We start from the raw sequence: 22412 nt of genomic DNA, 5'->3' as shown, positions 1-22412 counted from the left end.
GACAGTACATATGAAAAAACACTAACCACTTTTATTACCTATGCACACCTAAAACCAAGATAAAATCTCCAATGTGTTAGGAATAAGCAATTGATTACTACACTGAAATAAGAATATTTAGTGGAAAAATCCTTCTAACATATAAAATAGAAGGATCTTTTTAATAAAATAAAACGCTGCAGAATATTCCTGCTAATAAATATAACGTTCAAAATGTTCTCTATTCATATTTGTTTTGAACATAGAGGTACTCAGTCCTGAACGATTTATTAGCGGTTGGCTGCCTTCGTTTTCTTTAGGTATATTCATTTCAAGACCTTGTATAGTGAAAGGATCATACATATACGTTGTTCGTTCAGTTTCTGTATGCGACATTAACTTCACCTCTATTAATAGCCCTCGTTTTTTTAAATCATGTTAACTCGTTTACAGCAGATCCTCTAATAAAAATAGCTATGTTTCATAGGTCTTTTCGCTAAAAAAGATCCGCCATTTTTGACTTTTTTTATTACGTTGTAATTTCTTGTGGCTCTTCGCCTTCAAGGTCAGTAAAGAAATTTTCTAAAGATTCCCTTGGGTCAAGAGCACGTCCGTCTTCTTCGACAATACGGTTAAGCGTAGGGTCATTATGGCTATCTTTATTTTTATAGTTGTTATAATCAACTCTTTCTGCAATTCCTGAATTATCAACGTCTTTAAAGTCTTTCTTTGGCATTAAAACACCTCCTGTCCCTATTGTTTGAAAATTTGAAGATAAAATAAGTGGAAGGTTAAGTTATATTTTTATTTCCCCAGAATTAATTAGATACTTGTTGCAAAGAGATATGTACAACACGCTTAATTGTTTTACGAAATGGGGAAACTAAAACGTCAAAACTGAATTTACAGAGGAAGAATAACTAAACACACTTCTTAAAATAGCTATAAAAAGCAATCATTTTTATTAATCCAAAGACTAACTCTTTAAAGAGTTAGTACTTTGTCATTCAAATAGTATACTCATGAACATGAAAAAAAGAATGACAAATGAACTGTCATTCTTTCTCCTACACATGGCAAGAGTATAGTTTTCTTCACAAGGAAATGAAACATGTAATTCCACTTTTCACAGCGTAACTTGTTTCTACTCTTTAGTATCATTAAATGATAAAGAAATGATAAAGGTCTAAACATCCACAAATTACCATGTATATACTTCTTGGCCTCTAGGAAACTTAAGGAAAACAAGGAGGTGACACAACATGGCAAACAACAAAAGCAGCAACAACAACGAATTATTAGTATACGGTGCTGAACAAGCAATCGATCAAATGAAATATGAAATCGCGAGCGAATTTGGTGTAAACCTTGGTGCTGATACAACTGCACGTGCAAACGGATCAGTAGGCGGTGAAATCACAAAGCGTCTTGTGCAATTAGCTGAGCAACAACTTGGCGGCGGACGTTTCTAAGACAACTTTATAATCGATGGCTAAAGGAAGAATGGATCTCCATTCTTCCTTTTTGTACGAATAAAAAAAGAAGGAGAGATTATATGCAGCAAAATCAATCGGCTAACGAAAATGCTGGTTTTACTGAAAAATCAACAGCTTCTGCAACAAATGCACAACAAGTAAAACAAGAAATCCAAAGAGACGTAAATGAAGGACAAGGTGCAATGACTTCTCGAGAAGCAGGCGCAATGCGCGATTAAAAATTAATTTGAGCGGTTTTTAACCCTCGATTCTTTGTACAAAAACTTAAAAAAGTACTTCTATTAACTGAGGTACTTTTAGCAGTCTACTCTATTTCGACGCGGGAGATACTGTGACTTCGGGTGTGTTTCATCAGGTCCATACTGGTGAAACACAAAGGCAAACGGTCTAATCCCCAATATATAAAAGGCGAGCCTGCCTTGTCCACCTGAAAAATAATTAGTTTGTATTTTGTCCGTCGCCATTCAGCCCTTCTTTTATGTACCCGTTAACCTGACTAATTGAAAGCAACCCAATATATCCAATGCCATAAAGTTGAATATATTTCTATATCTTGAACAAACGAATCAAGACGCCGTGAAGCATCTAACCACCTCTTTATTAACATAATACCAATTGTTAGAAACAACATGTAAAAAAGGTCTCTATCGAAAAATAAAGAGCTTTTTCTTATCAACGAATTCTCTATTTTGACAAAGATTAAGTGTATATCAATGGATTGCATAAAATAAGTAAACAAGACCATATTAAATATGAATGATAGGTATAAAAAGTATATTTCCTTCCAAACCATAGGAGATCGTATATGAATAATTATAAAAATGACAATACTGCAAGACGCTATATTGCTCATGTTAGTATATTTGGAACGACTCAAATTCATTTAAGAAACCCCTATATTGTTGCTTGGTGGTCAGCAGCTTTTCCTGGATTTGGACACTTGCTACTGTCTAAATATCTTCGCGGCTTTGTGTTATTTATATGGGAGGTCGTCATAAACCTTAAATCTCATGTAAATTTAGCAATGATTTATTCTTTTCAAGGAAACATTGATATGGCCAAAGACGTGCTTAATACAAGATGGCTTCTTATTTATATTCCCGTTTATATTTTTGCTATATGGGATAGTTACCGAACAACCGTTGATTTAAATAAAATATACGTGTTAGCTGAAAGAGAAAATCATCGGTTCAACTCCTTTAGTATAGGAGCCATGGAAATAAACTATTTAGATAAACGGAATCCCGTCTTGTCGGTTGCCTGGTCCTTTTTGATGCCAGGTCTAGGACAACTTTATATTCATCGGATCATTGGTGCTTTCTTTGTTATCATTTGGGCAGTCATTTTCTTTTATTACTCTCACCTGCTTGAAGGGGTTTCTCTACTATTTTTAGGAGAAATAAAACAGGCTACTTCCATTTTAAATAAAGAATGGTTGTTATTTTTCCCTTCCCTATATGGTTTTGCTACTTTTGATTCCTACATGAATACTGTCGAGAACAATAAACTTGTGGAAAGAGAGCAAAAAAATTTCTTCGAGAAAACGTACCAACATCCAAGCTTTTGTATTGCGAAAGGAAAAAAGGTGGAGTGAAAATATGCAGGTCTTTTCCACATTTGAATACTCCAGTTACATAGAATTAGCTGTTTCAGATCTAGAAAGAAAAGGGATAAAGAAAGAAGATATATTTATTGTTCCTCTCAATAATCGAACGGAAGATCGCCGGATTTTTGACAGCCTTCATCGAGCCGATGGAGTTTCTCTTATTGATCTAGGAATGGCTCTAGCAACAGCTTTTTCAGTCATCGGCGCAAGCATTGGTTTTAAACTAAGCTGGGGGCCCATCTACTGGGGACTAATTAGTGCTTTTATCGGATTTATCTTAGGACTAGGAATTAAACTATTTATGTTTAAAGTAATCAAGAAAAATCAACGCCTTTTACGCGGCAAACATTCGGAAGTTATACTCATTGTGGATTGTCATACTGTGGACGCCGGAGTGGTTGAACAAACCTTGTGGGAAAACCTTGCCTTAGGTGTTTCAAAAGTCAGATCTGATGGCTTATAAAAATAAGTCATCACCCAGCGAGATACAGGATGAATGAATCACTATTTCAATTTTAGTAATAACTTCCTTAACGCATTGAGGGAGTTTGTCTGTTTTTAAGCTGTATATTCTTTAATTAACATAATGTCATGTTATTAGAACCAAAAAAGCTTTTAAAAAGAGCTTTTTTAGTTCTAACATATGTTAAATGCCTTTCTACCATCCTTTTTGATTTCTTAATGTCGTAATATGAGCAACATGATGCTTTCCATGCCAGGCGTACGTAGCTATCAATTGCTCAATCGTCACTTCCCCGTTTTCAGGATGATGGATAGTTTTCTTCAAGTCTTTTTCATCAAGCGAGTTTAACAATGTATAAAGGCGCTTATGTAAAGCTGAAAAAAGTTGGAGAGAAACTTCTATGGGTAGCTCATTATCAGGAAGATTCGACCAAGCTACTTCATCATATGCCTTAATAGTAGGCGCTTGCTCTGTTAACCCTAATTTAAAACGGGTATAAGCATTCATATGGGAGTCGGCTAAATGATGGACAACTTGACTTAATGTCCAGCCGCCTTCTCGATAAGGCGTGGCTAATTGTTCTTTTGTCAGTCCTTCTACAGCATCAGCTAATTGCTTTGGGGCATCTCCAATGTCATGAATCCAACCTTGAATATCTTCTTGCTGAATATTTTCTTTCACAGTAAATTTCCCAATCGGATATTGATTAAACATATTTCTTCCTCTCTTTCTATTTTTATTACTATCTAGTATAGCACTTTACTCAAAAATAAATTTAAATATTCAGAATTAAATATAGGTGAAAAATTATAATTTATACATATGGTGTGTACTTTCAGTTATCATCATGTATCTTCTCCGCAGTACAAAGACCTGCCTTTGCTATAATTCATGATCATTATTTCCCTAAATTAGGCCGCTTTTAATTAAAACAATAAACATATAGATAAACTTGCCGTAAAATTAAAGTGAGGTGAGTAAAATGAGCAGTGATTATAAAAGCTATTTCTACAGTAAGTTCTTTTTAATATATTTTATTACCATGTCATTATTTATTAGTGTTGATATTATAGAATCAGGAAGAATTACATTTTTTCCTTTTGGAGACAGCTGGAATTTCATTTTGTATCAAATTGGTTTTTGTTTAATTGCTATTGGCTTTTTTAGCGCCTTCCTTTCAACCTTATTATGGAAAATAAAAAGAGTTAAATAAATACGTCATAGCTCCCCAAAGAAATAACAAAAGACCTTCAGCTATTAGAAGATCTTTTTTGGATAGTTGCTTTAAGCGCTTATAATCTTGACTGAGAATCATTGGTTTGCCCAATTACTTTTTCCACGATGTACTGATATCCATATAAAACAACGGCTAAAACCGTAGTCATCCCCCAGTACATGCTTGGCGACATCTTTTTCATTTTAAATATGCCCACTTTTTTCAAAGCGCCGCCAAAAGGGAAAATATTAAACCAGTCTAACACCGTATTGGCAAGTATGTATTTTAGAAAAGAGCCGTACGTTAGCTTAAATATCCAAAGCGTTCCTATTAAGTGCGGACCTAAAATATAAGTAAAATCTATAGGTGCTTTAGGAAATAAAGGATTATTATTTCTAAACCATTTTTTCTGATTGGCAATGACGGTAAACACAATGATGAATAAGTTAGCGAAAGTAGCTACAGGCAAAAAACGGACAAATGATTTTGTTCCTATAAAAGGCACGGTTAACCATGGAAAGATTAGCACGCTTAAAGAAATGATCAATTTTCTTTTATACTTACGCATGAATTGTCTCCTCAAACTATATTTTCCAAAATATTATTACCTAAAATTGAAAGGTTATGTAACATGCACAACGATTCTAGGCAAAGATAACCTAGATAACCATGACATACGTATATTTTTATATTTCTAGGCGTTTCTACCTTTGCACTTTATAATGGTGAATCGTGATAAAGAAAGCAAAGAGAATGTTCTCTTTGCTTTTTTGCCTTTATGCTACTTTATATATCCTGAGTTTTCATTTTATTTAATTCATCTTGCTGCTTCTTTTTAAAAATCTTTCTTCCTTCTTCCCATTCGATGAGAAATATACTTAAACCAAATAAAAGCAATAAAATTAATTTGATTGGGTGATTTATTTGGTGAGCTGTAAATATCCATCCGCAGTATACTAAGTAAGCTGTTGGCATAATCGCTCCCCAGTATACACTTGCTCGAGTAGATAAAAAGTAATGAACAGCACATATCAGTACAAAAAATAACAAATGATGAGGCATGATTTAATCTCCCTTTCAAAGATTCCTTTATATATCCTGAGTTTTCATCTTATTTAATTCATTTTGCTGCTTCTTTTTATGAGAATCTCTTCCTGTTCCCCAGTCCACAATGAATATAGACAACACAAAAAGGATTGCTAAAGGAGCCTTTATAGGATGATCCATTAGTATTTGATGATTCGTAAACAATCTCCATCCACAATAGGATAGAAAAGCGGTTGGAACGATAGCTCCCCAATACACACTCGCTCGAGTAGATAAAAAATGATGACCTAAAATTGCAATAGCAATAACTACAATCGTACTCCAATCAGACATTACTTAATCCCCTTTTCACCTTTATATTTCTCTATAATCAGCTTGGCATCTTCTAAGCTAATGCGCTCTTCAATAGCAAGCTTTTTAACAAGGCTAATTAATTCTTCTTTATCATGTTCTTCATTTATCTCAATCTTTTGTATTAAACGATCCAAACGTATACGAACAGTTGGATAGGACACTTCGTAGTCTTTTGCAAGCTGTTTTAAAGAACCTGAATTTAATACAAATTTTCTTATAAATTCTACATCATCACTTTCTAACGACAGTATCCACGAAGGAACATCTCTATTATCCATATATAACCACCTCTTCCTTTTTTAATATACCATGAACTTAAATAAAGTTAAAGTATTTTTTAATAAAATTAAAAACACTAATAAAATAAAGTTTCGTTTTATTAGTGTTTTTAGTTTATATAGCGTTTATTTCTAGTGACGATGGCATTAGAATCCAATCCTCAAAAAAAGAAGCATCTAGTCTTTAAAGACTAAATGCTTCTCCTCCTTTACACCTTATAGATTTCATTAGACGACAGCCAGTCAACGAATTGATGATACGGATAATATGTAGTCCCTTTCAGCTCTATTTTTGGAGCTCCAGGATATTTAGTTAACAGTTCTTCAATTTCACCCTTACTCAAATGAAAGTGATAGTGCAGATCTTTTTCTTTAATCAAATAAGGATATTTTGATTTCCTTTGAGGTTTACTAAAATTTTTTAAACCATCGCCTATAAAATAACCAAGGGCAGCTAATCCTAACGCTAACCAAAAAAAGTTCATTTCCAAAACAGGATACCCCCCAAACATTTCTAATAAATACATTCTAGCGTAAGATTCATAACAAAGGGATCTTACTTTATAAGATCTCTACAAATTAGCCAGTTTTTCATCAGCTATAAACTTCATAAGTATACCTGCCCCTGAAACATTTAATAATATGCTGCTTCCTAAAATAACACCATATAATAATCCAGCTATATGTAATGTTAAAGCTAAAATCAAAAAGACTGTTCCTATACCGACTAAAAATAATCCCAAGCTTCGATTATCCATCTATTTCACCACCAAAAAAATAAATATAGTTATATTTTAACATAATTATACTTATTTTACTTTTAAATGTTAAAATAGGCTTATTGATGAGCGGGGAGATTATAGGATCATGAAAAAAGTTATATCGTTTTTAATTTCTACCTTGTGCGGTAGCTTAGTTCTTTCTGGACTATCTTTTTCTAATGGTTACGAGCAAATGAGCTTAAACCATTTTCTAGACCAAATAATGTTTGGATTTATGTATATTGCACCATTTGTAATTGTATTAGGAATTCCTTCTTCTTTCATAATCGATGCTATTGTAAAGAATCAAACGAGGCATAAATATATAGTTGAGCTAGTATGGTATGTTGTGTTCGGTGTTATAACTGCATTCATTAGCTCCGTACTTATTTCACTACTTATCTCAATAGATGATCGTAAGTTTTTTATAAACTTGAGTTTAGTTAAACCATTCCTCTTTTTTTCTCTTAGTTGTTCAGTGCCGTTTGGAATCTGCTCTACCTTGTTGAAATTTAGAGTAAAAAAGAATTTTTTTAGTAAATAAATAGTGTACATCCTTCTAGCTTCTTATGAAAATCAAAAAGTTTAGAACCACAGTGGTTCTAAACTTTTTGATTTTTATCTATATCGCCTTGCCGAAAAGAATTGGACAATCGGAAAAATAATTAAAGAAAGACATATCGCTGCAAATAAAGATATGTTGCCAAAATCATTTCTTCTGACGAAAATAATTCGATCTAGTACCCAAAGAACAAAAAGAGCTATTGTTAGGATATGATAGCTTGTCTTTGCACTGATAGCAGCAATTTTCTTTCCCATTTCATCTTTTTGTACTTTTTTATCAGATCCCCATGTACTAAATTGCAACCAGGCAATTAATAAAAGGACAATTCCTAGAATACTATTTAGATTTAATTTCTTGTCATTTATAAAATCCGTTATGTATAAAGTAAGCAGCCCTAAAGTAATAATACCTAATATAATACCTCCAACTACATTGTTTCTTCTCTCATTATTCACCATAAATCCCTCCTGCTTCTATACAAAAATAATTCGTCATCACTTACATTAAAATTCTGTACTACTAGAAACGCTAGAACTAACTTGAATCATACTTAATAATTTCAACAGTATTAATCATTTGCCTGGAAACTTAGCACGCATTCACTAACCCCTCCGAGGATAATTTCTTTGGTTTCCTAAGGTTCTTTCATTCGGTGGTGCATTTATATCCCTCTACACCAACATGTAAAACATCTTTTACATATATAGTTTATGGTAAAAATTTCATAATATCAAACACCTTTTACAAAATTATTGAATTACTTTATGGTATTAGTAACTCCAAAGACAGTACCTTTAGAAAACATCGTCTAGTTTACCTATTACAGTAAACACTACAATCCTTACTTTTATCTTGGAATACCGGCTGGTTTTATCAGCACAAAAAAAGCACCTAATTACTACAGGTGCTCCTTTTCTAGATGTGAATACAAATAAACCAATCTACTACTATTTTATTTACGTGATAATAACCTCTGCAAAAAAACGAGTTCTTCGGTTTAATCGCAATTAAAAATGAGTTATAGATATCTGAGCCAGAAATGAATGTATTTATCCAACATACAAACAATAGGATGGATCTAATATTTCCTGATACATAGAACGACGTAATAGCAGGAACTATCGATAATACAAGAAAAGGCAAGCTCATAAAGATCCAATATCTCGTTTTAGATAGAGTTGCATTTGTATTGAGCCAGAAAAATATTCCGCTAAATGTCAAGCTCACATCACCTTTTTTATATACGACTAAAACGTGCAGACATTCATGAATAGCAAAGACAATCATACCCATTATAATAAGATAAAAGAGATTGATGTGAGTAAAGTCTGCTCCAAAGAAATAAGGTATCAATAGAATAATAATTTGAAGTAAATATACAAACTTCATATAGTGTTTTCGATACCACGTATTCTGGATAAAAGGCGTCCATTCAGAAAAGTCCCTGCTTATTTGTGGCAAGTGGCGAAACCAACTGATGATAAGCGTTCCCTCCCTTGTCCAAACTTCCACTAATTATGCGTTTGTTTTAACGTAAAATCTCCTAATATATATTACGCTTTATTATTTAAATACTGAGTAAGAAAATACACTGCAGCATTTGTGAGTTGATCACTATGTCCCGCCCCCCTAATATAAAGAATATATTGATTATATTTCCATTTTATCATAGTTTAGTGGATGAACACGGTATACGAACTTAATCAACATAATGTACTAACTTAAAACATAAGGAAGAGACGCCACTTGCTTTAAATGGCGTCTCTTCTTTTAGAATATTTGAGTAAAAGCTACAATTAAAATCGTAATCCCGCTGATTAACGTTCCAAATTGACCTAATGTAAACTTCCCAATTTGAACATTTGCTGCTTTTTGCCCCACCATTACTCCTAGCCATACCGTTATAAAACTACCAAATGCTGATGTGAGCGAAATAGCTAAAGGTGATAAACCAAGTAAACCCGCTCCTAGACCGTTTGTAAGTGCATTGGCTGAAAGTGCAACACCTAGCACACTGCTTTCAACCCAGCCAATATATCGTACGTTTTCTTGACCACTACTATCTAATTCATCAATTTCATTATTTTTTTGGGAACCAACTAATAAAATAATTCGAATTCCAATTAGCGTTAATAATACGACGGCTACAATAACATGGAACACCCCTGGTAAAATCGTTGAAAGCCATCGGCCAAACATAATCCCGGTCATGCTAAAGAGGAAACAAATAGCTGCTATTAGTAAATTCGAAAGCCATTTTATCCTGATTTTTCGTACTCCATAAGATATTCCTACACCAAAGTTATCTATACTTGATGATAGAGCAAAACCTAAAATGAATAACCATTCCATTTTGTATTCTCCTTTTGATGATAATATTGAGGAAATTTGCTCACTTGTTGCATATATTGTTGATAAACCTTCAATAAAATGAGTACTGCGCGTTGAAAAATATAAAGAGGTGAATCGCAATGTCAAACATCCAAAATGACCAAAGCCTTGGTCTGTTATTAAGGTCTTTATTAAAGGAAAATGCTTTATCTATGCGGAAACTAAGCTCACTTACGGGGATTGACACGGCAACTATTTCACGGATTATAAATGGCAAGCAGCAAGCAAATCTACATCATTTAAAGCAATTTGCACACTATTTAAATACGCCTCTTGAAGCATTGATTGATCCTGCTGAAGCTGCTTCAAACCATACAGAAAATGAACTAGAAACAGGCATTCATTACTCCATCGATAAAATTCAAGAAATACTTAAATCTTTTAATATAGCAGATACCAACTTTACGATTGAACGTGTAAAACAAGAACTAACAAAATACAAGCAATATGCACAGACAGACGAAGGACACAGCATGATCATAAATAACTTTCAATCCAAAATAGAGCAAGTAGGAAGCGTTGGTACTTTCATCGACCAATTAAAGCAAATGTATCTTGAATATTGTAGCGAAGAAACCTCAGCCGCCAAGCGCTCTATATTGGGAAGTGCGCTATTGTATTTTATTTTGCCTACCGATATTATTCCAGACTACGTCTTTCCAATCGGTTATTTAGACGATGCAATAGCTGTACAACTAGTGATGAATCAACTTACGGAATAAAAACTGAGTTTTATTAAGGGAACTGAACGCGGCATTCCGCTATTTATTGTGAAAATGGAACTTTTTCTGAACCATGACGATGAGCAGGTAAATACTCTGTTGCCTTCTTTAATTTAGATAATTCCTTTGGCACAATCTTTTTAATGATTTTTTCTTTTTTACATGGCTCGCATGACTCATGGTTGCATCTATGTGCACACATACCTAAAGGGATTTTCTCTCCTACAAATGGATCTATATAGACTCCATTTTCAAATAACTTACTCTTAATAAGATTTTCATTTTGCAATCTGCAGCAATTAACGCAATAGTACATTTGTTTTCACTCTCTTTCTTATACTTGATTTTGAAACATCTTATGAGAACTCATCAACAGAAGTGCTTGTTCCTACATGAAAAGTTGAAAAAATCTCAATAGGCGTTGATGAATACTCAACACACGTTACTTCCAAATATATAGTTTAATCATGACATCACTACGAGTGTCATAATTTGAGGGGGGATAATGATGAAAGCAAGAGGAATCGCTAACGCCGTAATTGGTATTTGGTTTGTTATGGCCCCGTGGATGCTTGGGTTTTCATATAATGCAGGGGCTACGTCAGCAAGTATTGTATTTGGAACCCTTCAAGTGATTATGTCTTTTTGGGGAGTTACTAAACCCGGATGGAATTCATGGCAAAATTGGATTTCACTCATTACCGGATTATGGTTTATTCTTTTTCCCTTTATTTATTCATTAACAGACGGGGTGCCTTGGTCTAGCGTCATACTTGGGTTAATGACCGTATTACTTAGTTTATGGAGCTTAAACTCTAAAGCAAGATTAAAATTAAAAGCTGTAAGTTAAAAAGCGAATAATATTCCAGTGTTTGCTTAAACTACTCAAGATACCGCAACGTATCGACTATGTGAGAAATAATTCTCCTAGCAGAAAAGCTCCCTACGGAAATAGGGAGCTTTTTCTGCTTTTTATGTAAGGACGGTACATATTTATTTAGTCAACGTAATGTAGTTGATAGAAAGCTCTAAAGTAGCAAAGGTAGATCACATTTGCGATCTACCTTTGCTCTCCATTACGGAGTCATCATTACTTTTTTAACACGGGTATCCATATTTCACTTTTAAAGGTTGGCGACGTTACATTTTTATGTTCATTCCATAAGATTTCCGGTCCTTCTACTTGTTCATAAGTTGAGGCCGGAAACCATTCTGAATAAATTCGTCCCCATACATCTTGTAATGTGTCAGGAAATGGTCCGACTGCTTCGAATACAGCCCATGTTCCAGCTGGCACTTCGAGTTGTACTAAATGATCGGGACAATCCTTAGTTGTAGCTACACCGATATAATGGTCCAGCTGCCCTTTTTCCTCCATTCTCCCTTCAGAAAAGTTCACAGATGCACTAAGCAAACCCAGTGGTGTAACATTAGAAAGTTCTTTTAATTCACGTATTGTTTCATCGTTCAAGCTTTCCCACATAGCAGCAATCTTTGGATTGACTCCATGAAAGATTATTGGAACTCTTTCTTTAATACCGACTATATGAAAGTCTTCTTTTTTTTCAATGCGATAATTCATCTCATTTCCCCCTTTAATTGATAACTGAAAGGTCATTTTTGGAAATGCTTTAAGTGAACTGCCGCTCTTTTTAGCTTCGGAAGGAGTTATACCATGCAAATTTTGAAAAGCTCTTGTAAACGAATCCGGTGAGCTGTAATTGTACTTGATCGCAACATCAATGACTTTGATGTTACTATCTTTAAGTTCAAATGCTGCAAGTGTAAGTCGTCTTCGGCGAATATATTCTGATAAAGTAATACCTGCAAGAAAAGAAAACATTCTTTTAAAGTGATACTCAGAGCAAAGAGCCAGTCTTGCTACTTCTCTAAAATCGATATCATTGGTTAAATTCTCCTCAATATAGTCTAAAGCTCTATTCATATTTCTAAGCAAATCCATTTATATGACCTCCCTTATTATCAGAATAGCAGGATTTGAATAGACCTATCCGACATTTCATGCACAGTTATGCAGGCTTTTTTCTTCTGTTCATAAGTTTTCACAAACTTAAACAAGCTATTCAAAATGCAATTTTAGTTAACATAATAACTTTCGAAAACAACCAATAAAGAGCCTTAAAGTATAAGGCTCTTTATTGGTTCTCTATTCACCTGTGTTTTTATGAGCAAATCCCAACCAAAATAGCAATTACACTGCATCTGTCATTACATATAAATGGGATGGCGCAATTTTGTTTTCTAAAATTACGTATGGATGGCATTTCATTAAAGCGAGCTTAAGAACTTCTGGTACTCTCTCTTCATCATAAGCGCATACTAAATACAATCCGCCTTTATTTACTAATTTATCGGCTTCATTCTCAAACTCTTCTAGAATAGGTATAATTCCTTCTTGCTGTCCCCATTCTACATGAGCCCATATTTGAAAAGATGTATTGTTTTTATAGAAAGGATCTAAGTGTCTAGAAAGGTGTTCAAAGATTATGGCAGGCTGAAAACTTCCACTTGAACAGTAATAATCAAAATTATTAATAGTATGTATATAGGTTAATTGATCTTTAGTTAGAATTCCCTCTAATTTTTCAAAAATTAATGGAATTAATCTTTCACTTTCTATAACTAAAGTATGTCTCTTCTGTTCAATACCCGAAACAATATAAGACACAAGATTGTCTAAGTAACTTTTCATATCGTCAATATTGTAGTAAATATGAACGCTTTCATTATTCTGTATTAATTGAGCAAACTGATTTTTCAAATATGTACGCTCCCTTATATAAAATCAACCTAAATTTTAAGCCTTTTAAAATAGTAAATTATCTATTCATTAGAACAATTCTACGCTTTGCATTCTTGTCTGTCAAAGCTAGATGTTTTCCCCTTTGTTTTAGAGTGTACGGCTGCTTTTAGAACAGTGTATCCATATCGATTGCAAAGGGTATAACATTTGCGGCAATTATTCTGGCACCTTGACTAAAGAATACTATACCCCTTTTCAAATACGATTAAACCCTAACAAGGAATGATTATGGAATTAAACTTAAAAGAGAAGCTCTAACGTTTCTTCTATATTCATTTATGTCCTCTCAAAACCTTCCATTATACGGAAAACAGAATGTATGCAATATGCTGCTTCTAAGTACCAAAAAAGAGCATCTAATCACCACATTAGATGCTCTTTCTTATTCATCATTTTTTTACTTTACTTAAAATCCTATAATACCATTCACTATTAATGATCTTTAGTAATCTTAAACACATAAGCAGTACTACTATTACTAAGGACACACACATTGTAAATGTACTAAATACTTTTCCGGGAAACTCAAAAGAAAAAATATAAATGAAACAAGATGTGATAAATACAAGCATATAACAAGGTATTAAACATAGTTCATAGCTGAAATTTAGTTGTTTCATTCTCCTAAAAAGCGATTCACAGCCTATTTTCATAACAGCAAGATAAACAAATAACAGTATTCCACTAATTAAAGAAATCATAAATGAACTTGTCCTCCGCACGTCATTTTTGAAATCTATTTACCAATTGTACCAAATGAAAATTCCGACAATGATTAAAGGAACACATGCCATTAATATCCCATAAAAGGAGAGTTCGAATTTTTCTGGGTGACCCATATACGACCTTATCCCAACTCTATCTAGACTAGGTTTCTCAATCTCTGATTCCATTTTCTCCTTATCACACATATCAACCCACTCCTCTTCTTTTTTTCTTTACACAATGGAATAATAAAAAGTCTTCTATATTGATATGTTTACAAAGAAAATTCATTGTATACAATGTCCCTTTTGGGTTTACATAATAAAAAATAAATTGGATTTCTCTCATTAACGGATTATGGTTTGTTCTTTTCTCCTTGGTTTATTCATTAACAAATGAGGTATTTTCGTCTAGCTGTTTTAAATAATTACGAAAACGAATTTTCGGATTTAATTCTGTATTTGTAATATGCTTTACATAGCGAATTGAACTTTGACTAATATCATAGTCACTAATTTTATTGGAACGATATTCTACAAAAGGAGGAAGGTAGGTCATGCCAACTAAACTAGCAGATGCCTGGAACGGCTTTGTTATTTCGCTTACTGAAAATAAATTATACCCACCCGCTTGATAAGAATGTTCAGGCGAACCGATGGAAATAGCCAGCACCCACTCCTTTCCCGTCAGCTTCGTTCCACCAGGACCATGAGCCCATCCAAAGGTAAACACTTCATCAAACCACTGTTTTAAAAGTGGCGGACTGCTGTACCAGTACAATGGAAACTGAAAAACAATACGATCATGAGCAAGAAGCAGCTGCTGTTCAAACTTCACATCAATGGGTTGATCACAATATGTTTCATACAGATCATGAACCGTTACATCCGTTTGATTCAAAGCTGATTCCTTCCATTTTTTATTTACTCGAGAAGATTCAATATGTGGATGTGCAATGAGTACTAATGTTTTCATATATAGACCTCCTTGTTATTTTTGGTATGATTATATTGTATATTTTGTAATAAATTAGAGGAAGTACGCACATTAATTAAACATAGTATAAAACTGTATACTACAGGGAGTGAAAATGGATGAGAAACCAAAAAGTAGGCTTTGACTATTCCCCCAGTAAAGTCGGGTGCCCGGTCGAAACCACATTAGACGTAATAGGTGGAAAATGGAAAGGAATTATACTTTATCATCTCATTGATGGAAAGAAACGTTTTAATGAGTTCCGAAAACTATATCCTGCCATTACACAGCGCATGCTGACTTTACAATTAAGAGAGTTAGAAAAAGACGGGATTGTTCACCGTGAAATCTATAAAGAAATCCCCCCAAAAGTAGAGTACTCCCTAACCGAATTCGGAAGATCTCTCGAACCAATCATTTTGCTTATGAAAGACTGGGGAGAAACGCATAAGAACAGAATTATTAATGCGAGAGCAATAGAAAAAGAAGAAATTTAAATATAAATTATATTTATTAATAGATTCGTGTACTTTAGATATGGCCTCCTATACACGAGTAGTTACTGTAATGTAATAAGCTAAAAAAGTGCTTGGATAAATATTATCCAAGCACTTAAAAAATTAATTATGTATGACTTTTCTTTTTAATTTGTACACCTGTATAAATAGAATTACCTGTTAATATTGCGGTTCCTAGAAGCCAGCCCACCGTAGGAGAATACTCGAATACATCTTTCAAAGCCATCCCTAAAGAAATGGCTGCTATTCCTAGCATTAATAAAAATACAGTAATGCTTTGCTGTTTTTGCATATATACCACCTCAGATGCTTTTCTTCTAATCTAATCATTGTTTTCCTGGTTGCTCTTTTTTCCCTACAATCCAAGCTAAAGATAAAATTGAAACAGTTACAACTACTGCCGTCAACATCCCTATATCCCCCTCTTGTTCCTTATAATTACATTGTAACATACTTTTAGAACAGTGCTTACACATGCTTATTCTATCTAGACTTTGTTGCTTTAAAAGTATAATCGGTACAAAAAAGCCCTATTTTTAGGGCTTTTCATTTTAATACATATAAAGCGTACCTCTCTTCATTAGAAAATCCAAGTTTACTAGCTAATACTTTTGACGCTTCATTATTATTATCGCAATCCCAAGCAGGCATAACGCTCTTTTCTAAACACTTTTTTATAAACTCTTGACCTACTATTCTTCCCAGTCCCTGTCCTCTATAGCTAGGATTAGTCACAATATCGATTTCAGCTATTGTTCCACTATGAAAGATCGACACACATTCAGCGACAATATTTTCTTTATGGATAACACAAACGCCTAATCCGTTTTTCAGAAAATGACTTTCTGATCCCCAGTAATCCACTATATATGATTCATTAAAATTCTTACTTTTTCTTAAAGCGTCGGAGTTAAAATCTTTTAACTCATAAAGATCGGGAAGATTATACTGAGAAGGAACTTTTGAAGGAACAAATCTATACTTAGAACGCATCATTTTCTTTAGGTAAGGTTGGAAAGTCTCGTCAAAAAAAGCCTCCCAGTCGGCCGATGGAGTAAAAACAGTAAAACGTTTTTCCTTACCATAAACATTCTCAACGAAGTAACGATAGAGAGAATTATTAAACACTAAGTCATTTCCTTGACCAAATACGTAATAGTCGCCTGCACGTATTCTAAGAAATCCTGATGTTGGCTTCATACTATTATTTACGTACACAGATCCTTCAATCACATGATTAACGACAGAAAAAGCAAATGTAGGAGTCTTAAATGATGCTTTTAAAATGTTGTGTATCTTATGATAATCTTTTGGTTCTAAACAATGCATTTGATCTCCCTCCTTAATAAAGTATTTGTTTATCTATTTCTTTCTAGTTAACACAAAACATGTCCTAGGCTATTTAAAAAATTAACTGCCGCTATCCTTCTTTAGTAAGTACATAAGAAGGATGTTGCAACCCCGTAGGTTTATAAAACTCATCATGCGTGTATTTAAACCCTAATTTATTAAGTAATTTTGCAGAGTCTCTATTTTTAGGATTATGCCCCGCAAATAAACTGTTTACCTCAAGGTTAGTAAAAGAGTAATCTATGACTGCTTGACTTGCTTCTTGAGCTATTCCCTTTCCCCAATAAGCACGTTTTAAGTGTATGCCAAACTCTAGAGTTTTACCTTGAATATTGTAAGGTCGCACACCGCAGCAACCTACATGTTCGTTCGTTTGGAGTAAAAAAACAGGCCAGTACTGAATGTTATGTTGACGATACATATCTATTTCTCTATCAAGTCTATTTCGTACTTCCTCGACAGACATTTTTCCATTTGCCACAATAAATTTCGTTACGTTTTCATCTCGCCAAAGAGAGTTTGCATATTTAACATCATCACTATGCCAAATGGAAAATCCTAACCTTTTCGTTTTCAAGAAATACTCTCTCATATACGTATCCTCTTCTCTTTTTACGTTTATATATTTGTTAATTAATACCACACAAGATTATTTTACTGTAAACTGAATACTATACTTTTTAGATTTACCAATATCTAATTTATTAAGATATCGTAAATCAACATTTTAATAGGAGGAACTTATGATATCACTTCATAGAAATTTAAAATTGCGTGATTTAGAAATCTTCCATGTATCAAGAAATGGAAGAATTATATCTTATGTAGTTATTGAAGACACTCGAAATCCATTTACAGAAGAAGATAAAAAACTAGATCCATTATGTTATATGGATGCAGAAGATATTGACGCGATTTTAAACGTTTTTAGGATTTCGATCATTAATGATGAAAAATTAAACGAAGAAGATTCAGACCTTATAACGTCGTTCTTTTCAGACTTTGTTAATAATACAAATTTAACAAACTTTATTATTAAGGAATACATTCAAGAAGATTTGTATGATCATGAAGTTAATCTAAAGTTCTTCAATAAAATATTAAAAAACGTAGGCTCAAATTATAGTATTGAAGAATTTGATGAAATCAACTGGATTTATTTATCTCAGGATTAAGACCGTGTACACAAACCACCCTCTTAGGCACACAGCAAAAAAGAGAACCCTTAGGGAAGTAAGAGTTCTGAAAAAGTCACTTTTATAGAATATGCAGCTTTTTATACATCCTTCATTTAGTTGATTTTTCATTAGGAGGACCAATTAAATCGATGAATTAAAAGTGCACCTCTTATTCATATGTTAGAACACATCAAAAGTATTATTTATATTTTAAAATATGTTATAGTTTAATTCCAATAATCGTTCATACTTGAATACGTGTGAATGAACCCTTGTAAAAAGCAGCCTCGCTTGCCAATGCCGAGGCTGCTTTTTCTTATTTCTTAAGGACTTTTGTCTTAAAAATGGATGTATGTCCTGCGAACAAATACTTAGAAATCACATATTATAGTGTATCTTCTAATTGAAGGAGGTATGCAATTATAGAAAACTTGGTTAGTTATATTAAAGAATTAGGCTTTCCAGTTGCGCTATCTTTTTACTTACTCGTGCGCATTGAAAGCAAATTAGATCGAATTACAGAACTGCTTCAAATTCTTATTGAAAAAAAGGACAAGCAATAAGCAGACTTCTGCTTTTATACCCAAAGCGAACTTGTACCTTCTTTTTCGAGATGCAGCACATCCACTTCTATTCCCCTATCGTATCCATGCTCTCCACCCGGAAGAACAACCAGCGCGTTTGCTGCAGCTAATGACGAAATAGCGCCTGACTTGTCCATGCCAACAGGCGTTACTAAGAGCCTTCCGCCTTCGTCTGTCATTTCTCCCCGTACCATTCTTGTGAATGCATTAGGCTCTTTAAAACGGCCGTTTAACACCGCTTTTGTTTTATGTAAATGAGGCGCCGGTGAATGTAAAAAGCTGCGAACAATCGGACGTACAAACAGTTCAAACCCGACATAGCAAGCAGATGGGTTTCCTGATAATCCAAACAGCAGCTGTCCGTTTCGTTCTGCGACTGTTGTGACGCTTCCCGGTCGCATCGCAATTTTGTTAAACAGCACATTGGCACCAAGCTTTTCATAAATAGCCGGCAAATAATCATAGTCACCAACGGATACCCCGCCGGTTGTCAGTAAAATATCCACTTCTTCAAGTGCTTTTTCTACCGCTTCATAGCAGCGGTCAAAATCATCTTCAAGCTTCCGTAAATATTTCGGAATTCCCCCGCTTCTTACGATTTGCGCAAGTGCCATATAAGAGTTGCTGTTGCGGATTTTTCCTGGCTCTAGCGGCTCGTTTACATCAAGCAGTTCACTTCCCGTTGTTAACACGCCAACCACCGGCTGCTTCACCACGGCTACATCCGCATAGCCAAACGTAGCTAAAAAAGCCGTGACGCCCGGATTAATGCGCGTTCCTTTTGAAACGAGCACGTCTCCTTTTTTTGTTTCTTCTCCTTTTAACGCAATGTGTTCCCACTTTGAAGCCCGCCTGCTTAACGCCATATACGTTTTGCCTTCTTTTTCATACGACTTCGTTACTTCAAGCATCACAACCGCATCACATGAATGAGGCACTTGCGCTCCTGTCATAATGCGCACTGCTTGAAACGGCTTTACTTCTTCTCCAAAAACAGAGCCAGCGCCGATTTCACCTACAACTTCGAACTCTACAGAATGTTCATTTGATACTTCTACGCAGTCTTGTGCTCGAACCGCAAAGCCGTCATAAAGCGATTTATTAAAATGAGGCACGTTTTGGTCGGCAATAATATCTTCTCCTAAATAGCGCCCGTAGCTTTCGGTGATCGATACGCGTTCGATGCTGCCTTTTCTTTTATATGTCATAATTTTTTCAATTGCTTCAGGAATTGAAATAGGTGTTCTGCTTTCTAACATACATTCTTCACTTCCTTTATGTCTGTTCACTTTTTACGCTATGGTGTAAAATCATAGCATATCTCACTATTTCTATCATACAACAAAATTTACTGAAAAAGGATGAAAACACCGATGTCTTCTTTTACACATTTTAATGACCAAGGCCGTGCCAATATGGTCGATATTAGCGAAAAATCTATCACTCGCCGCGTTGCAACAGCTCGTTCAAGCATACTCGTTAACAAAGAAATTCACGAAGCCATTGTAGAACATAAAATCGGAAAAGGCGATGTGCTTGCTGTGGCACAAGTAGCAGGGATTATGGCAGCAAAACGCACGTCTGACATTATTCCGATGTGTCACCCTCTTTTATTAAAAGGCGTAAACCTTTCATTTGACTGGGATACAAGCAATGACAAGTATCGTTTATTAATAGAAGCAACTGTTAAAACGGAAGGCTCAACGGGCGTTGAAATGGAAGCTTTAACTGCCGCTTCTGCCTGCGCTCTAACCGTTTATGATATGTGCAAAGCCATTGATAAAGGCATGATTATCGGCGAAACATATCTGCTTGAAAAATCAGGCGGCAAAAACGGTGACTACAAGCGTACGGAAGCGTAAAGGAGGTACATAATGAGCGCACATGAACATAAATCCAAAGCAACTCAGCCCGTTCGCTGCAAAGTCATTACGGTATCCGATACACGTACAAAAGAAACCGATAAAAGCGGCGCGCTAATGATCCAACTTCTGAAAGAACACGAGATGCAGGTCGCTTCCTATGAAATTGTAAAAGACGATCAAACGTCGATTCAACAAGCGATACTTGCCGGATGCAGTGCTGAGGACATTGACGTTGTTCTCACAAACGGCGGCACCGGCATTACAAAACGAGACGTCACAATTGAAGCCGTTCAAGCGCTGATTCATAAAGAAATCGTCGGGTTTGGCGAGCTGTTTCGCATGCTGAGCTACACCGAAGACATTGGCAGCGCAGCGATTATGAGCCGGGCAATTGCCGGGACGATTAACGAAAAAGCCGTTTTTTCTACACCAGGATCAAGCGGTGCTGTTCGCCTAGCTATGACCAAACTGATTTTGCCTGAACTTCGCCACGTTGTGTGGGAATTAAACCGCCAGCGCTAACAAAATGCCTATGCGCAAGCATAGGCATTTTCATTAATCATAGTCTTTATGTACCCACTCATCTTCTGGAATGCCTAAATCTTCTCCAGAAAAACGCTCTTCTTTAAACGGATCTCCTCTAAGATGAAAGCCGTTTTGCTCCCAAAAGCCCGGATGGTTTTCATCAATAGCTTCAAAGCCCCGAAGCCATTTGACACTTTTCCAAAAGTACAAATGCGGCACAACCAATCGCAGCGGATATCCATGCTTAGGTATAAGCGGCTCTCCGTTAAAGGAATGAGCGAGAAGAATATCGTCTCTCAGTAAATCTTTTACTTCAATATTTGACGTATAGTCATTATCTCCGTGCAGCATGATGTATTTACTTTTCAACTCCACGCCAACTGCTTTTAAAAAGTCTGCAAACAGCACGCCCGTAAATTCATTATCAAGTCTTGTCCATCTCGTTACGCAGTGAATATCACATTTAACCGTTGTTTGAGGCATGTTCAATATATCTTGATACGAAAGCATCACTTCTTTGTCTACCAACCCAAACACGCGAAGCGTCCACTCCTCTAAGTTATAATCCGGCACATCGCCTTCGTGTAAAATGGGAAAGCGCTCTGTTACTACCTGACCCGGAGGCACTCGTCCTTCATACTTTGGATCAATTTCCGGTGTTTTCATTCGTTTAATACGGTCTGCTTTGTTCAAATTATCACCTCGTTGTTTTTTGTACATAAAAAGCCCTTCCTTAAATAAATAAGGAAGAGCTTTGTTTCAGCTTCTTCCTTATCTCTAAGAGCGATACACTCTTAAGGATTTGGCACCATTCTGTCATAGACAGCGGTTGCCGGGTTTCACAGGGCCAGTCCCTCCACCTCTCTTGATAAGGAAACAAATTGTATTTGTTTTATGTAATAAAGTCAGTATTAAGCTTTTTGTCATAATTGTCAATATTATTTTTCTTTTCCGCACAAAAAACTTTAAAAACAGATAGAGTTATAAGGTTTTAGTCTACTAAGTATGTA

General features: G+C 34.9%; 34 protein-coding genes, 1 pseudogene and 1 riboswitch. Of the genes and pseudogenes, 13 read left to right on the top strand and 22 right to left on the bottom strand.

Annotated features, from left to right (window positions below; all coding sequences use genetic code 11):
- Positions 1–192 precede the first annotated feature (192 nt).
- Positions 193–375, bottom strand: a complete 183-nt coding sequence (locus ACNHOZ_RS05865; RefSeq protein ID WP_243495027.1) for a hypothetical protein — start codon at positions 373–375, stop codon at positions 193–195.
- Between the two features lie 133 nt (positions 376–508).
- Positions 509–715 carry a hypothetical protein gene (locus tag ACNHOZ_RS05860; RefSeq protein WP_063247133.1) on the bottom strand — a complete coding sequence of 69 codons (207 nt, stop codon included), beginning with the start codon at positions 713–715 and terminating at the stop codon, positions 509–511.
- Between the two features lie 526 nt (positions 716–1241).
- Here ACNHOZ_RS05860 and ACNHOZ_RS05855 point away from each other — a divergent pair.
- On the top strand, positions 1242–1451 hold the full coding sequence (locus ACNHOZ_RS05855; protein ID WP_013058452.1) for an alpha/beta-type small acid-soluble spore protein: 210 nt from the start codon (positions 1242–1244) through the stop codon (positions 1449–1451).
- A gap of 83 nt (positions 1452–1534) precedes the next feature.
- A complete protein-coding gene (locus ACNHOZ_RS05850; RefSeq protein WP_196299089.1) occupies positions 1535–1693 on the top strand; it encodes a hypothetical protein in 159 nt (52 codons plus the stop codon).
- Between the two features lie 220 nt (positions 1694–1913).
- On the opposite strand, the pseudogene ACNHOZ_RS05845 reads toward ACNHOZ_RS05850, so the two are convergent.
- A pseudogene (locus ACNHOZ_RS05845) lies at positions 1914–2015 on the bottom strand (esterase); the annotation flags it as partial.
- Between the two features lie 265 nt (positions 2016–2280).
- Between ACNHOZ_RS05845 and ACNHOZ_RS05840 the strand changes: the two are divergent.
- Both ACNHOZ_RS05840 and ACNHOZ_RS05835 read left to right on the top strand, forming a co-directional pair.
- Positions 2281–3069 (top strand): hypothetical protein, encoded by a 789-nt coding sequence (locus tag ACNHOZ_RS05840; protein ID WP_221832190.1) that lies wholly within the window; start codon positions 2281–2283, stop codon positions 3067–3069.
- Positions 3070–3073: 4 nt separating this feature from the next.
- A complete protein-coding gene (locus ACNHOZ_RS05835) occupies positions 3074–3544 on the top strand; it encodes a hypothetical protein (RefSeq protein ID WP_221832188.1) in 471 nt (156 codons plus the stop codon).
- 195 nt (positions 3545–3739) lie between these two features.
- Here ACNHOZ_RS05835 and ACNHOZ_RS05830 read toward each other — a convergent pair whose 3' ends face one another.
- On the bottom strand, positions 3740–4258 hold the full coding sequence (locus ACNHOZ_RS05830) for a YfiT family bacillithiol transferase (RefSeq protein WP_275210886.1): 519 nt from the start codon (positions 4256–4258) through the stop codon (positions 3740–3742).
- Between the two features lie 268 nt (positions 4259–4526).
- On the opposite strand from ACNHOZ_RS05830, the gene ACNHOZ_RS05825 reads away from it, so the two are divergent.
- Entirely contained in the window at positions 4527–4757 is a 231-nt protein-coding gene (locus ACNHOZ_RS05825; RefSeq protein WP_447697059.1) for a hypothetical protein, read from the top strand.
- 79 nt (positions 4758–4836) lie between these two features.
- Here the strand turns inward: ACNHOZ_RS05825 and ACNHOZ_RS05820 are convergent, their stop codons facing one another.
- The 6 genes from ACNHOZ_RS05820 to ACNHOZ_RS05795 all read right to left on the bottom strand — a co-directional run bounded on the left by ACNHOZ_RS05820 (position 4837) and on the right by ACNHOZ_RS05795 (position 7197).
- Positions 4837–5328, bottom strand: a complete 492-nt coding sequence (locus ACNHOZ_RS05820; RefSeq protein WP_243495029.1) for a hypothetical protein — start codon at positions 5326–5328, stop codon at positions 4837–4839.
- 218 nt (positions 5329–5546) lie between these two features.
- The gene (locus tag ACNHOZ_RS05815) at positions 5547–5822 is read right to left on the bottom strand and encodes a hypothetical protein (RefSeq protein WP_063247136.1); all 276 of its coding nucleotides are present in this window, start codon (positions 5820–5822) and stop codon (positions 5547–5549) included.
- A gap of 27 nt (positions 5823–5849) precedes the next feature.
- Positions 5850–6140: a hypothetical protein gene (locus ACNHOZ_RS05810; RefSeq protein ID WP_063247137.1), complete on the bottom strand. Its 291-nt coding sequence runs from the start codon at positions 6138–6140 to the stop codon at positions 5850–5852.
- Entirely contained in the window at positions 6140–6439 is a 300-nt protein-coding gene (locus tag ACNHOZ_RS05805) for a DUF2089 family protein (protein WP_063247138.1), read from the bottom strand. The genes ACNHOZ_RS05810 and ACNHOZ_RS05805 overlap by 1 nt, the downstream gene beginning before the upstream one ends.
- A gap of 209 nt (positions 6440–6648) precedes the next feature.
- Positions 6649–6930, bottom strand: coding sequence for a hypothetical protein (locus ACNHOZ_RS05800; RefSeq protein WP_025749994.1), 282 nt, complete (start codon positions 6928–6930; stop codon positions 6649–6651).
- An 81-nt stretch (positions 6931–7011) separates the two neighbouring features.
- Entirely contained in the window at positions 7012–7197 is a 186-nt protein-coding gene (locus ACNHOZ_RS05795; RefSeq protein ID WP_028414911.1) for a hypothetical protein, read from the bottom strand.
- Between the two features lie 109 nt (positions 7198–7306).
- Here ACNHOZ_RS05795 and ACNHOZ_RS05790 point away from each other — a divergent pair, with 109 nt between their 5' ends.
- Positions 7307–7744 (top strand): hypothetical protein, encoded by a 438-nt coding sequence (locus ACNHOZ_RS05790; RefSeq protein WP_243495030.1) that lies wholly within the window; start codon positions 7307–7309, stop codon positions 7742–7744.
- 74 nt (positions 7745–7818) lie between these two features.
- Here the strand turns inward: ACNHOZ_RS05790 and ACNHOZ_RS05785 are convergent, their stop codons facing one another.
- The 3 genes from ACNHOZ_RS05785 to ACNHOZ_RS05775 all read right to left on the bottom strand — a co-directional run bounded on the left by ACNHOZ_RS05785 (position 7819) and on the right by ACNHOZ_RS05775 (position 10117).
- Positions 7819–8223 (bottom strand): hypothetical protein, encoded by a 405-nt coding sequence (locus ACNHOZ_RS05785; RefSeq protein WP_063247140.1) that lies wholly within the window; start codon positions 8221–8223, stop codon positions 7819–7821.
- A 457-nt stretch (positions 8224–8680) separates the two neighbouring features.
- Positions 8681–9154 carry a DUF3267 domain-containing protein gene (locus ACNHOZ_RS05780; RefSeq protein WP_447697058.1) on the bottom strand — a complete coding sequence of 158 codons (474 nt, stop codon included), beginning with the start codon at positions 9152–9154 and terminating at the stop codon, positions 8681–8683.
- A gap of 381 nt (positions 9155–9535) precedes the next feature.
- Positions 9536–10117: a manganese efflux pump gene (locus ACNHOZ_RS05775; RefSeq protein ID WP_063247141.1), complete on the bottom strand. Its 582-nt coding sequence runs from the start codon at positions 10115–10117 to the stop codon at positions 9536–9538.
- Between the two features lie 119 nt (positions 10118–10236).
- On the opposite strand from ACNHOZ_RS05775, the gene ACNHOZ_RS05770 reads away from it, so the two are divergent.
- Entirely contained in the window at positions 10237–10878 is a 642-nt protein-coding gene (locus ACNHOZ_RS05770; RefSeq protein WP_243495031.1) for a DUF1232 domain-containing protein, read from the top strand.
- Positions 10879–10921: 43 nt separating this feature from the next.
- On the opposite strand, the gene ACNHOZ_RS05765 is transcribed toward ACNHOZ_RS05770, so the two are convergent.
- The gene (locus ACNHOZ_RS05765; RefSeq protein ID WP_063247143.1) at positions 10922–11194 is read right to left on the bottom strand and encodes a DUF3973 domain-containing protein; all 273 of its coding nucleotides are present in this window, start codon (positions 11192–11194) and stop codon (positions 10922–10924) included.
- A 192-nt stretch (positions 11195–11386) separates the two neighbouring features.
- On the opposite strand from ACNHOZ_RS05765, the gene ACNHOZ_RS05760 reads away from it, so the two are divergent.
- Positions 11387–11728 (top strand): SPW repeat domain-containing protein, encoded by a 342-nt coding sequence (locus tag ACNHOZ_RS05760; RefSeq protein WP_375166594.1) that lies wholly within the window; start codon positions 11387–11389, stop codon positions 11726–11728.
- A gap of 240 nt (positions 11729–11968) precedes the next feature.
- On the opposite strand, the gene ACNHOZ_RS05755 is transcribed toward ACNHOZ_RS05760, so the two are convergent.
- From ACNHOZ_RS05755 to ACNHOZ_RS05745, 3 genes are all read right to left on the bottom strand, one after another.
- Complete coding sequence (locus ACNHOZ_RS05755) at positions 11969–12841, bottom strand: GyrI-like domain-containing protein (protein WP_176343546.1); 873 nt, start codon at positions 12839–12841, stop codon at positions 11969–11971.
- Between the two features lie 249 nt (positions 12842–13090).
- Positions 13091–13660, bottom strand: coding sequence for an MEDS domain-containing protein (locus tag ACNHOZ_RS05750; RefSeq protein ID WP_028414918.1), 570 nt, complete (start codon positions 13658–13660; stop codon positions 13091–13093).
- Between the two features lie 1128 nt (positions 13661–14788).
- On the bottom strand, positions 14789–15382 hold the full coding sequence (locus tag ACNHOZ_RS05745; RefSeq protein ID WP_063247146.1) for an NAD(P)H-dependent oxidoreductase: 594 nt from the start codon (positions 15380–15382) through the stop codon (positions 14789–14791).
- A 119-nt stretch (positions 15383–15501) separates the two neighbouring features.
- Here ACNHOZ_RS05745 and ACNHOZ_RS05740 point away from each other — a divergent pair, with 119 nt between their 5' ends.
- Positions 15502–15879, top strand: a complete 378-nt coding sequence (locus ACNHOZ_RS05740; protein ID WP_013058468.1) for a winged helix-turn-helix transcriptional regulator — start codon at positions 15502–15504, stop codon at positions 15877–15879.
- A gap of 127 nt (positions 15880–16006) precedes the next feature.
- Here the strand turns inward: ACNHOZ_RS05740 and ACNHOZ_RS05735 are convergent, their stop codons facing one another.
- The 3 genes from ACNHOZ_RS05735 to ACNHOZ_RS05725 all read right to left on the bottom strand — a co-directional run bounded on the left by ACNHOZ_RS05735 (position 16007) and on the right by ACNHOZ_RS05725 (position 17842).
- Positions 16007–16192 (bottom strand): hypothetical protein, encoded by a 186-nt coding sequence (locus tag ACNHOZ_RS05735; protein WP_048020441.1) that lies wholly within the window; start codon positions 16190–16192, stop codon positions 16007–16009.
- Positions 16193–16446: 254 nt separating this feature from the next.
- Positions 16447–17229 (bottom strand): GNAT family N-acetyltransferase, encoded by a 783-nt coding sequence (locus tag ACNHOZ_RS05730; RefSeq protein WP_048020439.1) that lies wholly within the window; start codon positions 17227–17229, stop codon positions 16447–16449.
- Between the two features lie 91 nt (positions 17230–17320).
- The gene (locus ACNHOZ_RS05725) at positions 17321–17842 is read right to left on the bottom strand and encodes a GNAT family N-acetyltransferase (protein WP_048020437.1); all 522 of its coding nucleotides are present in this window, start codon (positions 17840–17842) and stop codon (positions 17321–17323) included.
- Positions 17843–17993: 151 nt separating this feature from the next.
- Here ACNHOZ_RS05725 and ACNHOZ_RS05720 point away from each other — a divergent pair, with 151 nt between their 5' ends.
- On the top strand, positions 17994–18425 hold the full coding sequence (locus tag ACNHOZ_RS05720) for a hypothetical protein (RefSeq protein WP_048020435.1): 432 nt from the start codon (positions 17994–17996) through the stop codon (positions 18423–18425).
- A 434-nt stretch (positions 18426–18859) separates the two neighbouring features.
- Positions 18860–18991, top strand: a complete 132-nt coding sequence (locus ACNHOZ_RS05715) for a YvrJ family protein (RefSeq protein WP_014458777.1) — start codon at positions 18860–18862, stop codon at positions 18989–18991.
- Positions 18992–19005: 14 nt separating this feature from the next.
- Here ACNHOZ_RS05715 and ACNHOZ_RS05710 read toward each other — a convergent pair whose 3' ends face one another.
- A complete protein-coding gene (locus ACNHOZ_RS05710; RefSeq protein ID WP_048020433.1) occupies positions 19006–20271 on the bottom strand; it encodes a molybdopterin molybdotransferase MoeA in 1266 nt (421 codons plus the stop codon).
- Between the two features lie 114 nt (positions 20272–20385).
- On the opposite strand from ACNHOZ_RS05710, the gene moaC reads away from it, so the two are divergent.
- Positions 20386–20874: a cyclic pyranopterin monophosphate synthase MoaC gene (moaC, locus tag ACNHOZ_RS05705; protein WP_033580001.1), complete on the top strand. Its 489-nt coding sequence runs from the start codon at positions 20386–20388 to the stop codon at positions 20872–20874.
- Positions 20875–20886: 12 nt separating this feature from the next.
- Entirely contained in the window at positions 20887–21399 is a 513-nt protein-coding gene (locus ACNHOZ_RS05700; RefSeq protein WP_048020431.1) for a MogA/MoaB family molybdenum cofactor biosynthesis protein, read from the top strand.
- 33 nt (positions 21400–21432) lie between these two features.
- Here the strand turns inward: ACNHOZ_RS05700 and ACNHOZ_RS05695 are convergent, their stop codons facing one another.
- The gene (locus ACNHOZ_RS05695) at positions 21433–22095 is read right to left on the bottom strand and encodes a sulfite oxidase-like oxidoreductase (RefSeq protein ID WP_080968648.1); all 663 of its coding nucleotides are present in this window, start codon (positions 22093–22095) and stop codon (positions 21433–21435) included.
- A gap of 75 nt (positions 22096–22170) precedes the next feature.
- A riboswitch (SAM riboswitch) is annotated at positions 22171–22277 on the bottom strand.
- Positions 22278–22412 lie beyond the last annotated feature (135 nt).

This window comes from Priestia sp. D51, assembly GCF_053345675.1.
Note: the sequence above shows the minus strand (reverse complement) of the source record. Positions and strands in the feature narration are given on the sequence as shown.

Excerpts from the sequence above, each read along its gene's own strand:
- ACNHOZ_RS05865 (WP_243495027.1), bottom strand. The coding sequence starts at position 375 with ATGTCGCATACAGAAACTGAACGAACAACGTATATGTATGATCCTTTC.
- ACNHOZ_RS05860 (WP_063247133.1), bottom strand. The coding sequence starts at position 715 with ATGCCAAAGAAAGACTTTAAAGACGTTGATAATTCAGGAATTGCAGAA.
- ACNHOZ_RS05855 (WP_013058452.1), top strand. The coding sequence starts at position 1,242 with ATGGCAAACAACAAAAGCAGCAACAACAACGAATTATTAGTATACGGT.
- ACNHOZ_RS05850 (WP_196299089.1), top strand. The coding sequence starts at position 1,535 with ATGCAGCAAAATCAATCGGCTAACGAAAATGCTGGTTTTACTGAAAAA.
- ACNHOZ_RS05840 (WP_221832190.1), top strand. The coding sequence starts at position 2,281 with ATGAATAATTATAAAAATGACAATACTGCAAGACGCTATATTGCTCAT.
- ACNHOZ_RS05835 (WP_221832188.1), top strand. The coding sequence starts at position 3,074 with ATGCAGGTCTTTTCCACATTTGAATACTCCAGTTACATAGAATTAGCT.
- ACNHOZ_RS05830 (WP_275210886.1), bottom strand. The coding sequence starts at position 4,258 with ATGTTTAATCAATATCCGATTGGGAAATTTACTGTGAAAGAAAATATT.
- ACNHOZ_RS05825 (WP_447697059.1), top strand. The coding sequence starts at position 4,527 with ATGAGCAGTGATTATAAAAGCTATTTCTACAGTAAGTTCTTTTTAATA.
- ACNHOZ_RS05820 (WP_243495029.1), bottom strand. The coding sequence starts at position 5,328 with ATGCGTAAGTATAAAAGAAAATTGATCATTTCTTTAAGCGTGCTAATC.
- ACNHOZ_RS05815 (WP_063247136.1), bottom strand. The coding sequence starts at position 5,822 with ATGCCTCATCATTTGTTATTTTTTGTACTGATATGTGCTGTTCATTAC.
- ACNHOZ_RS05810 (WP_063247137.1), bottom strand. The coding sequence starts at position 6,140 with ATGTCTGATTGGAGTACGATTGTAGTTATTGCTATTGCAATTTTAGGT.
- ACNHOZ_RS05805 (WP_063247138.1), bottom strand. The coding sequence starts at position 6,439 with ATGGATAATAGAGATGTTCCTTCGTGGATACTGTCGTTAGAAAGTGAT.
- ACNHOZ_RS05795 (WP_028414911.1), bottom strand. The coding sequence starts at position 7,197 with ATGGATAATCGAAGCTTGGGATTATTTTTAGTCGGTATAGGAACAGTC.
- ACNHOZ_RS05790 (WP_243495030.1), top strand. The coding sequence starts at position 7,307 with ATGAAAAAAGTTATATCGTTTTTAATTTCTACCTTGTGCGGTAGCTTA.
- ACNHOZ_RS05785 (WP_063247140.1), bottom strand. The coding sequence starts at position 8,223 with ATGGTGAATAATGAGAGAAGAAACAATGTAGTTGGAGGTATTATATTA.
- ACNHOZ_RS05780 (WP_447697058.1), bottom strand. The coding sequence starts at position 9,154 with ATGAAGTTTGTATATTTACTTCAAATTATTATTCTATTGATACCTTAT.
- ACNHOZ_RS05775 (WP_063247141.1), bottom strand. The coding sequence starts at position 10,117 with ATGGAATGGTTATTCATTTTAGGTTTTGCTCTATCATCAAGTATAGAT.
- ACNHOZ_RS05770 (WP_243495031.1), top strand. The coding sequence starts at position 10,237 with ATGTCAAACATCCAAAATGACCAAAGCCTTGGTCTGTTATTAAGGTCT.
- ACNHOZ_RS05765 (WP_063247143.1), bottom strand. The coding sequence starts at position 11,194 with ATGTACTATTGCGTTAATTGCTGCAGATTGCAAAATGAAAATCTTATT.
- ACNHOZ_RS05760 (WP_375166594.1), top strand. The coding sequence starts at position 11,387 with ATGAAAGCAAGAGGAATCGCTAACGCCGTAATTGGTATTTGGTTTGTT.
- ACNHOZ_RS05755 (WP_176343546.1), bottom strand. The coding sequence starts at position 12,841 with ATGGATTTGCTTAGAAATATGAATAGAGCTTTAGACTATATTGAGGAG.
- ACNHOZ_RS05745 (WP_063247146.1), bottom strand. The coding sequence starts at position 15,382 with ATGAAAACATTAGTACTCATTGCACATCCACATATTGAATCTTCTCGA.
- ACNHOZ_RS05740 (WP_013058468.1), top strand. The coding sequence starts at position 15,502 with ATGAGAAACCAAAAAGTAGGCTTTGACTATTCCCCCAGTAAAGTCGGG.
- ACNHOZ_RS05735 (WP_048020441.1), bottom strand. The coding sequence starts at position 16,192 with ATGCAAAAACAGCAAAGCATTACTGTATTTTTATTAATGCTAGGAATA.
- ACNHOZ_RS05730 (WP_048020439.1), bottom strand. The coding sequence starts at position 17,229 with ATGCATTGTTTAGAACCAAAAGATTATCATAAGATACACAACATTTTA.
- ACNHOZ_RS05725 (WP_048020437.1), bottom strand. The coding sequence starts at position 17,842 with ATGAGAGAGTATTTCTTGAAAACGAAAAGGTTAGGATTTTCCATTTGG.
- ACNHOZ_RS05720 (WP_048020435.1), top strand. The coding sequence starts at position 17,994 with ATGATATCACTTCATAGAAATTTAAAATTGCGTGATTTAGAAATCTTC.
- ACNHOZ_RS05710 (WP_048020433.1), bottom strand. The coding sequence starts at position 20,271 with ATGTTAGAAAGCAGAACACCTATTTCAATTCCTGAAGCAATTGAAAAA.
- moaC (WP_033580001.1), top strand. The coding sequence starts at position 20,386 with ATGTCTTCTTTTACACATTTTAATGACCAAGGCCGTGCCAATATGGTC.
- ACNHOZ_RS05700 (WP_048020431.1), top strand. The coding sequence starts at position 20,887 with ATGAGCGCACATGAACATAAATCCAAAGCAACTCAGCCCGTTCGCTGC.